This window comes from Ensifer sp. SL37, from assembly GCF_026672675.1.
GTDB lineage: Bacteria > Pseudomonadota > Alphaproteobacteria > Rhizobiales > Rhizobiaceae > Ensifer > Ensifer adhaerens.
In genome coordinates this window covers 843,557-857,109 of record NZ_JAPPRN010000006.1, presented here as the reverse complement: position 1 = coordinate 857,109, position 13,553 = coordinate 843,557, and the positions used below count along the sequence as shown (strand labels likewise).

At 62.5% G+C, this 13,553-nt stretch carries 14 protein-coding genes; 7 read left to right on the top strand and 7 right to left on the bottom strand.

The features are described from left to right. Window positions 1–119 precede the first annotated feature (119 nt). A complete protein-coding gene (locus OVA00_RS16335; RefSeq protein ID WP_090294984.1) occupies window positions 120–341 on the top strand; it encodes a hypothetical protein in 222 nt (73 codons plus the stop codon). A 105-nt stretch (window positions 342–446) separates the two neighbouring features. On the opposite strand, the gene OVA00_RS16330 is transcribed toward OVA00_RS16335, so the two are convergent. The 7 genes from OVA00_RS16330 to OVA00_RS16300 form a co-directional block, all read right to left on the bottom strand. Continuing rightward, window positions 447–1,694, bottom strand: a complete 1,248-nt coding sequence (locus OVA00_RS16330; RefSeq protein ID WP_089043372.1) for a glycosyltransferase family 2 protein — start codon at window positions 1,692–1,694, stop codon at window positions 447–449. A gap of 470 nt (window positions 1,695–2,164) precedes the next feature. Next, complete coding sequence (locus OVA00_RS16325) at window positions 2,165–2,551, bottom strand: DUF930 domain-containing protein (protein ID WP_043613096.1); 387 nt, start codon at window positions 2,549–2,551, stop codon at window positions 2,165–2,167. Window positions 2,552–2,672: 121 nt separating this feature from the next. Next, entirely contained in the window at window positions 2,673–3,134 is a 462-nt protein-coding gene (locus OVA00_RS16320; protein ID WP_034796972.1) for a YbaK/EbsC family protein, read from the bottom strand. 89 nt (window positions 3,135–3,223) lie between these two features. Continuing rightward, entirely contained in the window at window positions 3,224–3,412 is a 189-nt protein-coding gene (locus OVA00_RS16315) for a hypothetical protein (protein WP_034796970.1), read from the bottom strand. A gap of 127 nt (window positions 3,413–3,539) precedes the next feature. Continuing rightward, window positions 3,540–3,794, bottom strand: a complete 255-nt coding sequence (locus OVA00_RS16310) for a GlsB/YeaQ/YmgE family stress response membrane protein (protein ID WP_034796969.1) — start codon at window positions 3,792–3,794, stop codon at window positions 3,540–3,542. A 156-nt stretch (window positions 3,795–3,950) separates the two neighbouring features. After that, window positions 3,951–5,246 (bottom strand): L-rhamnose catabolism isomerase, encoded by a 1,296-nt coding sequence (gene rhaI / locus OVA00_RS16305; RefSeq protein ID WP_113554000.1) that lies wholly within the window; start codon window positions 5,244–5,246, stop codon window positions 3,951–3,953. A gap of 14 nt (window positions 5,247–5,260) precedes the next feature. Next, on the bottom strand, window positions 5,261–7,360 hold the full coding sequence (locus tag OVA00_RS16300; protein ID WP_113554001.1) for a bifunctional rhamnulose-1-phosphate aldolase/short-chain dehydrogenase: 2,100 nt from the start codon (window positions 7,358–7,360) through the stop codon (window positions 5,261–5,263). A 203-nt stretch (window positions 7,361–7,563) separates the two neighbouring features. On the opposite strand from OVA00_RS16300, the gene OVA00_RS16295 reads away from it, so the two are divergent. From OVA00_RS16295 to rhaM, 6 genes are all read left to right on the top strand, one after another. After that, a complete protein-coding gene (locus OVA00_RS16295) occupies window positions 7,564–8,376 on the top strand; it encodes a DeoR/GlpR family DNA-binding transcription regulator (protein ID WP_034796966.1) in 813 nt (270 codons plus the stop codon). A 117-nt stretch (window positions 8,377–8,493) separates the two neighbouring features. Then, window positions 8,494–9,483, top strand: a complete 990-nt coding sequence (gene rhaS / locus OVA00_RS16290; protein ID WP_060522260.1) for a rhamnose ABC transporter substrate-binding protein — start codon at window positions 8,494–8,496, stop codon at window positions 9,481–9,483. Between the two features lie 266 nt (window positions 9,484–9,749). After that, window positions 9,750–11,246, top strand: coding sequence for a sugar ABC transporter ATP-binding protein (locus tag OVA00_RS16285; protein WP_268090339.1), 1,497 nt, complete (start codon window positions 9,750–9,752; stop codon window positions 11,244–11,246). Further along, window positions 11,243–12,223 (top strand): ABC transporter permease, encoded by a 981-nt coding sequence (locus tag OVA00_RS16280; RefSeq protein ID WP_089043323.1) that lies wholly within the window; start codon window positions 11,243–11,245, stop codon window positions 12,221–12,223. Before OVA00_RS16285 ends, OVA00_RS16280 begins: the two co-directional genes overlap by 4 nt. Next, entirely contained in the window at window positions 12,223–13,227 is a 1,005-nt protein-coding gene (locus tag OVA00_RS16275) for an ABC transporter permease (protein ID WP_060522257.1), read from the top strand. The genes OVA00_RS16280 and OVA00_RS16275 overlap by 1 nt, the downstream gene beginning before the upstream one ends. A gap of 7 nt (window positions 13,228–13,234) precedes the next feature. Then, window positions 13,235–13,549: an L-rhamnose mutarotase gene (gene rhaM, locus OVA00_RS16270; RefSeq protein WP_034796960.1), complete on the top strand. Its 315-nt coding sequence runs from the start codon at window positions 13,235–13,237 to the stop codon at window positions 13,547–13,549. Window positions 13,550–13,553 lie beyond the last annotated feature (4 nt).

Here is a 13,553-nt window from a genome sequence, read left to right as displayed (position 1 = left end):
CGCAGCTTCTGCCTATTCTGGCGCCCGGGAGGACCTGAGCGGCGCAGTTCGTCGCCGCACAATTTAGGCCGCGACATCCGGAAAAAACGGGGGCGCGGCCGGGTCAACGAGGATTGGACATGCGTAAACTTGCGACACTCTCTCTGGCAGCTTTGGTGACTGCGACGGTCGCCGTGGTCGGCGTTGCTCCGGCATTTGCCGGCGGAAGCTACTACAAGGGCGTATCGACAACGCCCATCAACGAAGGCCACAAGAGCGAGAAGTACAACCCTGAGGCCAAGGTCGTGAACCGCCCACCGCCGCGCAACGGCGCCTATTACAAGGGCATCATGCGCAAGTAATGCGGTATCCGTGGGGCGTGCGTGGTCAAGCGGCCTTTTTGCCCGTCGCGCTACCCGGCATAACCTGCGAAACAAACGAGGGCGCCAGCGGCGCCCTTTTATATTTTAAAGCAGAACGTGGTTGAGGATGTCGCTTTCGCTGACCACTAGGTTCGGCAGGTGCCCCTTGCGAAGATAGTGCTTGCGATCGCTGTCGGCCGTGACGAAGACGGCAGTGCGGGCAATTTCGTCCGGCGTGAGTTCCGTTGTACCGGGAACGACGGCGATATGGGAGCGCAGGCCAAGGTCACGCAACAGCTCTTCGATCGCACCATGGTCTTCGACGCCGTGCAGCACCAGACGATCGATCTCGGCGACCGCGTTCGTGTGCCACATCACCGTCTGCAGGGCGACCATGAGCGGCAGAACGCCCTTTGATCGCTGCAGTTCGGGATGGTGTTCGAAGCCGCCGAGCATCAGGCGGGTATAAAGCTCATAGGCGCGGATGTAGTCCTTCTTCGCGAGCCACATGCGCAGGGCGACCGTCATGCGCAGCATGGTGAAATCCCTCACCTGCGCATCGAGATATGCCCGGCGCTCCGGTGTTAGCCGCACCGCGCCGCGCTTGGCACCGGAATAGAGGAAATATTCAAGGCCGCCGCGGTAGCTGTCCCAGGCGGTGAGCACGTCGGCATGGCCGGCTTGCGGCCGGTCGCGAGCAATCTTCGAACGGGTGACCTGTCGGTAGAACGGCTTTCTCAGGAAGGCGACGGCGCCCTGCTCCAGAAAATGGGCGAGATAGGCGAAGGCCCAGTAGGCGAAGTTCCTGGGCACCCAGGCCGACCGTAGTGCCGACGCCCGGTAGATGCCGATTTCCGGAAACACGTGTCGCTCGCAGAGGAAGTCGAACACTTCCTCTGAAGCGCGCTTCTTGAACTTCGTGTCCTTGTCGACGATGTAGAACGGCGGATCATCGCGCTCCTCGACTTCGTCATGCGTGTACCAGGGCGCGTAGCAAGCGGTGACTTCCGGATTGAGATCCAGGTAGCGGATCGCCTCGCGCATGCCTTCGTTGATCAGGATGTCGTCGTCGGCGAGATAGAGCACATATTCGCCGGTCGCGCGGCTGAAGGCGCTGACGACGTTGGCGCCGGAACCGTAGTTTTCCGCCTGCCTGAGGTAGCGGATCGGCAGGCCCTTGGCGATGAAACGCTCGGCCACGTCGCGCGTGTCGTCCGTAGACGCGTTGTCGGAGATGATGATCTCGTACTTATAGGAGAATTGGTAAAGGTCGACGAAATAGGCGAGCGACTTCTCGAGAAAGGCTGCGCGATTGTAGGTTGGAATGCAAATGCTCAGCTTAACCTGGCTCACGCGCCTCTCCATGGTGCTTTTCTCGCGCGGTTTCCAGTCTCTTCGGACGTTGCCGTTGCCCGCATCGCCAGCCCTGGCGCTGCCCGCACGGCGCAGGTGTCCCGCGCATACAGGGAACGCCCCCTGCACATTCCTTATTCCGCTTCGATCTTGTGTGAGCCTTGTCTTGGATAGGCGATGTCGGCCCCCTCTCGGCGCCGGTCGAGCGCAGTTAACGCTTTGTTAACCATGCTGGCGCACTCTCGGATCAGGCTCACGCCGCCCCTTGTGCGACGGACCGGAGCTGCCGGACGGGATACGCCGTCGCGTTCGTTCCGATGGAGCCGAGGTAAGGGTGTACGATATGGCAGAGCACATGATGAAAATGCTGATGAGCATCATGGCCGCGCTCTCGTTCGGCTCCCTGCTCTTTCTCGTGGCCATCCTCTAGGGCTCTCTGCCCTCAAGGCCACCGCGTCCTTCGACGCCTGTCAGGGATAAAGGTAGAATTCGTCCCAGCTCTCGTGCGGCACAAGCTCACCGATCTTGTATTCGAAGGACAGGACATCCAGGTGCTCGGCGTCGGTGCGGCACTTGAACTTCAGCTTGTACCATTCGCCCTTGCTGCGGAACACAGCGCCCGGCGCCTTCATCTTGTCTTCCTTCACGACCGGTTCGGCGAAAGTATAGGCAATCACCTTGTCCGGTTTGAAGCTCGACTTGTCGGCGTTGATGCGCTCCATCGCTTCGGTGTCGCAGCGCTGCTCCAGGCGGGTCTGGGGGTCGAGCTTCTCGAACTGACGTACCAGGGACTGATCCATCGCCAGCGCCGGGGAGAATGTGGCGGCGAAGACGAGCGGGTACGCGAGTAGCTTCATGCTTGACGGACTCCTGGGAACGGAAAGGACCAACCCGGCAAATCACTGCCGGGCGCGCGCTTGCGGTTTCAGTTAAGCTTTGTGGCCATTCCAAGGCATGCCCCGTATCCGCAACGGCAAACTACGCTTCCGATACGTCGATCCACTCGGCGCCGGTCAGCTCGGCGATGCGGGTCGGGCTGATGTGCACAGCCGCATTGGTGGCACCGGCGGCCGGCACGACGATGTCGTAGGCCTTGAGCGACAGGTCGCAATAGATGCTGTGCGGCTTGGCGAGACCGAAGGGGCAGACGCCGCCGACCGGGTGGCCGGTCTCGGCTTCCACCTCGTCGAACCCAAGCATGCGCGCCTTTGTGCCGAAGCGGGCCTTGTACTTCTTGTTGTCGAGGCGGGCGTCGCCACGCGTGACGATCAGGATCACGTCGTCGCCGACGCGAAGCGCCAGCGTCTTGGCGATCTGGGCGGGCTCGACGCCGTGGCCCTCGGCCGCAAGAGCAACCGTGGCGGTGCTTTGTTGTAGCTCGATGACGTCGATATCTGGGGCGTGCTGGGAGAAGAAGTCTTTGACGGAGGTCAGGCTCATGGCGAACAGTTCACGTTATTGAAAAGGCAAGGGGCGGCCGCCGCGGCGCAAGGAGCGCTAGGGTCCTTCGTGCCGGGCGCGCAAATCTCTCAATCGTCGTTGGAAGCGTCAAGGTCTTCCGGGCGCAGACCTTCCTGCTGCGGTGGCAGGTAGCCGTGATTGGTGAACCAGTTTTCGAGGATCGCGATGATCGCCTGATCCCGTGTCTGCATTCCCGGGTGATCCGCAATGAACGACTTGAGCGCCGTTTCGATCTTGTCGGTGTAAAGAGCGTTCATGCTCGCCTCCGTCTGGCTATGTGCGATGTCCCGTCCAGCAGATCACAGTGCTACAGCCCCCTTCGCGCGTCCAGATGGAACGGCCGGGGATATCCCGGGCGCGAAGGGTACTGCGGCCGGCGATGGGTCAGGCCTGTTTGACGATGCGGATCAGCACCAGAAGGATGACGGCACCGATCGTCGCGTGCAGGATCGCTGAAAGGATGCCGGTGCCGAGGCTGATGCCGATCGCCGGAAAGAGGAAGCCGGCGATGAAGGCGCCGATGATGCCGACGACCATATTGCCGATGAGGCCGAAACCGCCGCCCTTGACAATGAGGCCGGCGAGCCAGCCGGCGACCGCGCCGACGATCAGGAAGACGAGAATGCTTTCAATGCCCATGAACGGGTCCCTTTCCGTTGAATCTCGAAGGGAAAGATAGATCAGGAATTGAAATCAGATAGGGGGCAATTTCATCGCGCAGCGATTTTTTGAGCTGTCGAGGGTGGGATGCGGCGCCGGGCCTCAAATGGCAGCCCGGCGCCGCTCGTTTCAGGGTCAGACGATACCGCCCCCGCCGCCGGCAACGGCCGGGCGCTCAGCCGCGACTTTCGCGCGGTAACCGCTCTTGCGATAGGCCGCGACAGGTGCGATTGCACCGCCGCTTTCGAGCCGCGCCATTGCGAGAATAGGCTCGACGTCGGTGCGGAAGGCTACCTTCAGCGTCTCGCTGGCCATCAGCGCGTCGTTGTCGTCCTGGTAGCCCGCGAGCGCCTGGCGGTCGACAATCAGCGCTTGGGAATAGGCGCGGCAGACCTCGGTGGCGCTCGTCATCAGGCTTTCGATCGGGTCGGTGACGTTGTGGCTCTGGTCGAGCATGTGCGCCGGCTGGAACCCCTTGGCCTTGCGGGTCTCCGCATCGACGAGTTCGTTGAAGACGAGGAACAGCCGGTAGGGATCGATCGAACCGGTGTCGAGATCGTCGTCACCATACTTCGAATCGTTGAAGTGGAAGCCGCCGAGCTTGCCGAACTGGATGAGGCGGGCGACGATCATCTCGATGTTGACGTTCGGCGCATGGTGGCCAAGGTCGACGAGGCAGAAGGCCTTGGGGCCGAGCTCCTGGGCGATCAGGTAGTTGCTGCCCCAGTCCTGGACGACGGTCGAATAGAAGGCCGGCTCGAACATCTTGTGTTCGGTGTAAACGCGCCAGTCATCCGGCAGCGCCGCGTAGACCGATTTCATCGCGTCGAGATAACGCTCGAAAGCGCGGGTGAAGTTGCTCTGGCCGGGGAAGTTGGAGCCGTCGCCGACCCAGACCGTCAGCGCCTTGGACCCGAGCTGCCGGCCGATCTCGATGCATTCGAGATTGTGCTCCACCGCTTGGGCGCGCGTGGCGGCGTCGGCATGCGACAGCGAGCCGAACTTGTAGGAATGTTCCTGGCCCGGCGCGTCGGAGAAGGTGTTGGAGTTCATCGCATCGAAACCGAGGCCGAGCGACGTGCCCTTCTCCTTTAGTTCGGAAATGTCGCGCACCTTGTCCCAGGGGATATGCAGCGAGACTGTCGGCGTCGCCCGGGTCAACTGCTGGATGACCGCGCAATCCTCGAGCTTGTCGAAGATGTTGCGCGGTTCGCCCTTGCCGGGGAAGCGGGCAAAGCGCGTGCCGCCGGTGCCGACACCCCAGGAAGGGACGGCAACACCGTAGGCGGCGACCTTCCGCTTGATCTCGTCGATCGCGATGCCGCGCCGGCTGAGCCTTTCACCGAGGCTCTCATAATCCCGGCGAAGTGCGGTGAGCCGGCTTTCGTTCTCGGCCTCGACGGTCGCCTGGCTGATCATGGTGGTCGTCATGAAACTCTCCTCGATCAGCGGGTGAAGGACTGGGCATTGCCCGCGTCGACATTGATGATGTTGCCGGTCGATTTCGCCGACATGTCGGAGGCGAGGAAATAGATCGCCTCGGCGATATCCTCGGGGAAGACGCTGAGCTTCAGCATCGAGCGCTCGCGATAATGCGCCTCGAGGTCGTCCACATCCATCTTGTAGGCGGCGGCGCGCTGTTCCTTCCACTCGCCAGTCCAGATCTTCGAGCCGCGCAACACCGCGTCGGGGTTCACGACGTTGACGCGGATCTGCGCGCCAGCCCCTTCGAGCGCCAGGCAGCGGGCGAGGTGGATTTCGGCCGCCTTGGCGGTGCAATAGGCAGATGCGCCGGGGGAGGCGGCAAGGCCGTTCTTGGAGGCGACGAAGACGACGTTGCCGCCGGCCTTCTGCTGGCGGAAGATGCGGAAGGCTTCACGCGAGACGAGGAAGTAGCCGGTCGTCAGGATGTCGATGTTCTTGGTCCAGAGCGCCAGCGTCGTGTCTTCGATCGCGGCCGACGAGGCGAGGCCGGCATTGGAGACCAGGATATCGAGGCCGCCGAAGGCGAGCAGAGCGTCGGCAAAACCGCCCTCGACCGCCGCTTCGCTGGTGACGTTCATGCTGACGGAGCGGACGAAATCCTTGCCGTAGCGCTTGGACAGTTCGCCTTCGGCCGCCGCAAGCGCGGTCTCATCGATATCGGCGAGCACGACGCAGGCGCCTTCCTGCATCAGCCGGTTGGCCGTCGCCTTGCCGATACCGCCGGCGCCGCCGGTAACGAGCGCGATGCGGCCGGCGAGGCTCTTCGGCTTCGGCATACGCTGCAGCTTTGCTTCCTCCAGCAGCCAGTATTCGATGTCGAAGGCTTCCTGTTCCGGCAGGCCGACATAGGTGGAAACGCCGGAGGCGCCGCGCATGACGTTGATGGCGTTGACGTAGAACTCGCCGGAGATGCGGGAGGTCGCCTTGTCCTTGGCAAAGGTGATCATACCGACGCCGGGCACGAGATAGACGACCGCGTTCGGGTCGCGCATGGCGGGGCTGTCTTCGTGCTTGCAGCGCTCGTAGTAGGCCGCATAGTCGGCGCGATAGGCGGCGATCGCTTCGGGCAGCGCTGCCAGCGTCTTGTCGACATCGGGACTGGCCGGATCGAAATCGACCACCAGCGGTCGGATCTTGGTGCGCAGGAAATGATCGGGGCAGCTGGTGCCAAGAGCGGCCAGCGGCTTCAGATCCTTCGACGTGACGAAATCGAGCACGGCCTGGCTGTCGTCGAAATGGCCGACCTTCTTCTCGTCGGCGCTGATCAGCCCGCGGATGACCGGCATCAGCTTGCGGGCGACGTCGGCGCGGGCGGCCGCGTCGAGCGCCGGCTTCACCGAGCCGCCAAAAGCAGGCTTGGTGTTCTCGGCCTCGAACCAGGCGATCGCCTTGTTGATGATCTCGACCGTCGTCTCGTAGGCTTCTTTCGCCGTGTCGCCCCAGGTGAAGAGGCCATGGCTTTCAAGCACCACACCGCGTGCGCGCGGGTTTTCCAGGCAGAACTTTTCCAGCCACAGGCCGAGCTCGTAGCCCGGGCGCTTCCACGGCAGCCAGCCGATGTCGTCGCCGAAGATCTTTGCCGTCAGCTCGCGGCTGTTCTTGGCCGCGGCAATCGCGATGATTGCGTCGGGATGCATGTGGTCGACATGCTTCTTCGGCACGTAGGCATGCAGCGGCGTGTCGATCGAGGCGGCGCGTGGATTGAGGTTGAAAGTGCAGTGCGGCAGGTAGCCGACCATCTCGTCTTCGAACGCGACACCGCGATAAATCGACTTCAGCGCGTTGAGCTTTTCCATGTAGAGAGTGGCAAAACCGTCGAGCTTGATCGTTCCGACGTCGCCGCCCGAACCCTTGACCCAGAGCACCTCGACCGTGCCGCCCCCAAGCGGATCCTTCTCCATCACCTTGGCCGAGGTGTTACCGCCGCCGTAGTTGGTGATGCGCTTGTCGGAGCCGAGCAGGTTGGAGCGATAGAGCAGGCGCTCGGATTCGCTCATGCCGGCAGCCTTTGCCTCGTCCCAAAGGTTTGCAAGTCGCGCACCCTGCTGCTTGTCGAGCATCTCGAATTTCCTCCCGGTCTGATATCGCGCGGCTTGGCGACCGCGCAGAGATGTGGTTGGCATCAGATCACAGGACTTGAGCGTTAAAGTCAATCAAAAACGATCAAGTTCGCGCATATTGCGCTGCACAATGAAAAAATATGATTGTTTGTGATTGACAATGGTCGATCGTGATGGAAGCATGAACGCCATCGGAGGAACGAATGCACGAGAAAGAAAGACACCGGATCATTCAGTCGGCGGTTCAGGAAAAACCCGTCGTCACCGTCCAGGAGCTGGTCGATCTGACCGACAGTTCCGAGGCGACGATCCGGCGCGATATTGCAGCCCTCCACGTGCAGAAGAAGCTGCGACGGGTGCGCGGCGGCGCCGAGGCGATCAATCCGCCGCAATTCGTCGGCCTTGCCGGTCGTCCGTTCAAGGTCAACGAGGGCCTGCACGCCCGCGAAAAGCAGGCGATCGCCAAGGAGGCGGTGGCGCTCTGCGAGGATGGCGAGCCGATCATCATCAATGGCGGGACCACGACCTTTCAGATGGTGCATTTCCTCAGCAATCGGCGAATGCAGGTTTTCACCAATTCCTTCCCGATCGCCGAGCATCTTTTGAAGCATTCGAAGAACACGGTGATGCTGTCGGGCGGCACGATCTACCGCGAGCAGAACATCATCCTCAGCCCCTTCGACAATGACGTGACGCGCAATTTCTATGCGCGCCGCATGTTCATGGGGGCACAGGGCTTAGGCCCGCTCGGCCTGATGGAGGCGGATCCGCTGTTGATCCAGGCGGAGCAGAAACTGATCGACCAGGCCGACGAACTCGTCGTGCTGGTGGACTCCTCGAAGTTTCACAAGCGGTCGAGCCTCATCCTTTGCGGGCTGAAGCGGATCGCCACTGTCATTACGGATTCGGGCATCGAGGACAGGCATGCCGCGATGCTTGAAAATGCCGGTGTGCGGCTGGTCGTTGCCAGTTCGAGAGCCGGCACAGATGCGGAGAACATGTCCTCGTCCGCCTGAGGGGTGGGCGAGGAGAGGGGAAGGTGACGCTCACGGCCGGAGGGGCCGGGGCATCGCCAATGGAGGAAATCGCGCCGGCGACGCTTGTCGCGTGCCGGTCATTGGGAGGAAATGAGCATGAAGATCCTGAAGTCACTGATGGTCACGGCCGCCGTTTCGCTGGCGCTGATGGCCAATGCCGCGCATGCGGAAAACAAGAAGATCGCGCTCGTGGTCAAGGCGCTCGGCATCGGCTTCTTCGAAGCCGCCAACAAGGGCGCGCAGGAAGCCGCCAAGGAGCTGGGCGACGTCGAGGTGATCTATACCGGCCCGACGACGACGACCGCCGAAGGCCAGATCGAGGTGATCAACTCGTTGATCGCCCAGAAGGTTGACGCCATCGCCGTTTCCGCCAACGACACCGACGCCCTCGTTCCGGCGCTGAAGAAGGCGATGGATCGCGGCATCAAGGTCATCTCCTGGGACTCAGGCGTCGCCAAGGATGGCCGCCTGATGCACCTGAACCCGTCGTCGAGCCCGCTGATCGGCAACATGATCATCAAGCTCGCCGCCGACAACCTGCCTGAGGGCGGCGATGTCGCGGTGCTTTCAGCAACGGCGACCTCGACCAACCAGAACACCTGGATCGCCGAGATGAAGAAGGTCCAGGGCAACTACAAGGGCATCAATGTCGTCGCGACCGTTTATGGTGACGACCTCGCCGACAAGTCCTATCGCGAAACGCAGGGCCTTATTCAGTCCTATCCGAACCTGAAGGCGATCATCGCGCCGACCTCGGTCGGTATCGTTGCCGCCGCCCAGGCCGTCACCGACGCCGGCAAGATCGGACAGATCAACGTCACCGGTCTCGGCCTTCCCTCGGAAATGGCCGGCCACGTGAAGTCGGGCGCCTCCAAGTCTTTCGCGATCTGGAACCCGATCGACCTCGGCTACTCCGCAACGATGGTCGCCTACGACCTGATCAACGGTGCCGAAGCCAAGCCGGGTGCTGAACTGAAGATGGGCCGCATGGGTGCCGTCAAGCTCGACGACAACAACGAAGGCGCGATGGCCGACCCGTTCGTCTACGATGCCAAGAATGTCGAGGAATTCGCCAAGATCTTCTGATCCGGCGAAAGCCCCTCATCCGCCTGCCGGTCCCTTCTCCCCGCTTGCGGGGAGAAGGGACAAGCGGCAACGGTTTGCCCCCCTTCCCGACGAGGAGGGAAGAGAGCGGCATGCCCGTGCCTTCTCACCGCATGCGGGGAGAAGGTTAGGGTGAGAGGCAAGCCGCGCGGGCGGATACGAGGGCATACGAGGCCCGAACGACTTCGCGTTATCGAAACGACTGAATGGTGGACTGTCTCTTGCTGCAGGATACGCTCACATCGCGGATGAAGCCCGCCATTGCGCTCGAAGGGATCTCGAAGTCCTTTCCCGGGGTGAAGGCGCTCTCCGATGTTTCGCTGGCGCTCTATCCGGGGTCGGTGACCGCGCTGATCGGCGAAAACGGCGCCGGGAAATCGACGCTGGTGAAGATCCTGACCGGCATCTACCAACCGGACGAGGGCACGATCTCCGTCGGTGATCAGGAGGTTCATTTCCCGACGGCGCTGGCGGCCGCACGCGCCGGCGTCACCGCGATCCATCAGGAAACCGTGCTCTTCGATGAGCTCTCGGTCGCCGAGAACATTTTCCTCGGCCACGCCCCGCGCAATCGCTTCGGGCTGATCGACTGGAAGAAGCTCAATGCCGATGCGCGTGCCTTGCTTTCGCGCGCCGGTGCCGATCTCGATCCGACCATCCGCCTGCGCGATCTCGGTATCGCCAAGAAACATCTGGTCGCAATCGCCCGCGCGCTGTCGATCGATGCGCAGGTGGTGATCATGGACGAGCCCACGGCCGCCTTGTCGCACAAGGAAATCCACGAACTCTATGCCCTCGTCGAACGGCTGAAGGCAGACGGCAAGGCGATCCTGTTCATCAGCCACAAGTTCGATGAAATCTTCCGCATCGCCGACCGCTACACGGTGTTTCGCGACGGAACGATGGTCGACGAAGGGCTGATCGCCGATGTCAGCCAGGACGAACTGGTGCGCCTCATGGTTGGCCGCGCTGTCGGTTCGGTTTACCCGAAGAAGGACGTGGCGATCGGCGAACCGGTGCTCGCGGTCTCCGGTTACCGCCACCCGACCGAGTTCGAGGACATCAACTTCGAGCTTCGCCGCGGCGAGATCCTCGGCTTCTACGGCCTGGTCGGCGCCGGCCGTTCCGAGTTCATGCAGTCGCTGATCGGCGTCACCCGGCCATCGGCCGGTGCTGTCCGGCTCGATGGCGAGGTGCTGGTGATCCGCAGCCCGTCCGAAGCGATCCGGGCTGGCATCGTCTATGTGCCCGAAGAGCGCGGCCGCCAGGGTGCGATCATTGGCCTGCCGATCTTTCAGAACGTCACGCTGCCGTCGTTGTCGCGCACCTCGCGCTCGGGCTTCCTGAAGCTTGCCAACGAGTTCGCGCTTGCCCGCGAATATACCACGCGCCTCGACCTGCGCGCCGCCTCGCTCGATCAGGATGTCGGCACACTTTCGGGCGGCAACCAGCAGAAGGTCGTGATCGCCAAGTGGCTGGCGACGAAGCCGAAGGTGATCATTCTCGACGAGCCGACCAAAGGCATCGACATCGGTTCCAAGGCCGCCGTGCACGCCTTTATGAGCGAGTTGGCGGCACAGGGCCTGAGCGTCATCATGGTCTCCTCGGAAATCCCGGAGATCATGGGCATGTCCGACCGCGTCATCGTGATGCGCGAGGGGCGGATCGCCGGGCGCTTCGAGCGCGCTGAACTGACGGCGGAAAAGCTGGTGCGTGCCGCAGCCGGCATTCAGGAGGCCGCGTGATGGCAAACATCCTCAGGAATCGCGAACTGCTGCTGGTCGGCGCGATCGCCGTGCTGCTGGCGCTGATCACCTGGCGTTTCCCGCCCTTCGTCGCGCCCGCGAACCTCGGGCGCGTCTACAACGACACGTCGATCCTGATCATTCTGGCGCTTGGCCAGATGGCGGTGATCCTGACGCGCTGCATCGATCTTTCGATGGCCGCCAACCTCGCGCTCTCGGGCATGGTGGCGGCGATGCTGAACGCCGCCTTTCCGGGCCTGCCGATCCCGCTGATCATCCTTGCGGCAGTTGCGCTCGGCACTTTGCTCGGCATGATCAACGGCGCGCTCGTCTGGAAGCTCGACATTCCGCCGATCGTCGTAACCCTCGGCACGCTCACCATCTATCGCGGCCTGATCTTTCTCTTGAGCGGCGGCAAGTGGATCAATGCCCACCAGATGAGCGACGCCTTCAAGGCATTGCCGCGCGACGAGCTCTTTGGTTTCCCGGTTCTCTCCTGGCTCTCGCTGGTGATGATCGCGCTCGTTTTCCTGCTGATGAGCCGCACGGCGCTCGGACGCGCCTTTTATGCGGTCGGCGGCAATCCGCACGCGGCGGTCTATACCGGCATCGATGTCGGCCGCACCCGCTTCTCGGCCTATTGCCTATCCGGCGCGCTTGCCGGGCTCTCGGGTTATCTTTGGGTGTCGCGTTATGCCGTCGCCTATGTCGACATCGCCGCCGGCTTCGAACTCGACATCATCGCGGCCTGCGTCATCGGCGGCATATCGATCGCCGGCGGCATCGGCACGGTAGCAGGCGCGGTGCTCGGTGCGCTGTTCCTTGGCGTGATCAAGAACGCCTTGCCGGTCATCAATATCTCGCCCTTCGCCCAATTGGCGATTTCGGGCATGGTCATCATTGTCGCTGTTGCCGTCAACGCCCGCGCCGAGCGGCGCAAGGGCCGCGTCATCTTGAGAAAGGCGGAGGCTGTCTGATGGCCGAGACCCACCTTACCCCACGACATATCCCCGATCGGCTGGAAGGCCGCGGCGCGCGCCTGCTGAAGAGCTGGGAAAGCCTGCTGCTTGTCGTCGCCTGCCTCATCTTTCTCGGCAACTCGCTGGCCTCGCCCTACTTCCTCGACCCGTGGAACCTCTCGGACGCGACCTTCAACTTCACCGAAAAGGCGATGATTGCCTTCGCCATGGCGCTGGTGATCATTTCCGGCGAGATCGATCTGTCGGTGGCCTCGATCATCGCGCTCGCCTCGACGGCGATGGGCTATGCCGTGCAACTTGGCTTCGACACGCCGGCGCTGGTGGTGATCGGTCTCTCTGTCGGGCTTCTTTGCGGTGCGATCAACGGCCTCTTGATCACCGGTCTCGGGTTGCCCTCGATCGTGGTGACCATCGGCACCATGAGCCTCTTCCGCGGTCTCTCCTTCATCATCCTCGGCGACCAGGCTTTCACCGGTTATCCCGACAGCTTCTCGTGGTTCGGCCAAGGCTATGTCTGGTGGGTGTTCTCCTTCGAGTTCACGCTCTTCGTTTCCCTCGCGGTCGTCTACGGCGTCGTCTTGCACAAGACAAATTTCGGCCGCGCGGTCTATGCCATCGGCAACAATCAGACGGCGGCGCTCTTCTCCGGCATCCGCGTTGCGCGCATCAAATTCATCCTCTTCCTCCTGACCGGGTTGATGGCCGGGCTTGCCTCGATCTGCCTGACCTCGCGCCTCGGCTCGACGCGCCCGTCGATCGCGCTCGGCTGGGAGCTGGAGGTGGTAACGATGGTGGTACTCGGCGGCGTCAACATTCTCGGTGGCTCCGGCACCATCCCGGGCGTCGTGCTGGCCGCCCTGATCATGGGTATGGTGACCTTCGGTTTCGGCCTGCTCAACGTGCCGGGCATCGTCATGTCGATCTTCATCGGCCTGCTGCTGATCTCGGTGATCGCGCTACCCATTCTCTGGCGGCGCGCCCGTCAGCGTCTCGCACATTGAGGATCCGATGGAAAAATACGCGTTCCGTATGCGCCTGAACCCAGGCATGGCCGCCGAATACAGGGCGCGGCACGATGCCATCTGGCCGGAACTGGCCACCCTGCTGAAGGAGGCCGGCGTCTCCGACTACTCCATCCATCTGGACGAGGAGACCAGTCTGCTTTTCGGTGTGCTCTGGCGGACCGACGATCACCGCATGGCCGACCTGCCGTCCCATCCCATCATGCAGAAATGGTGGGCCTATATGGCCGATATCATGGAAACCCATGGCGATAACGAACCGGTGGCGGTGCCGCTGACGACCGTTTTCCATTTGGACTGATAAG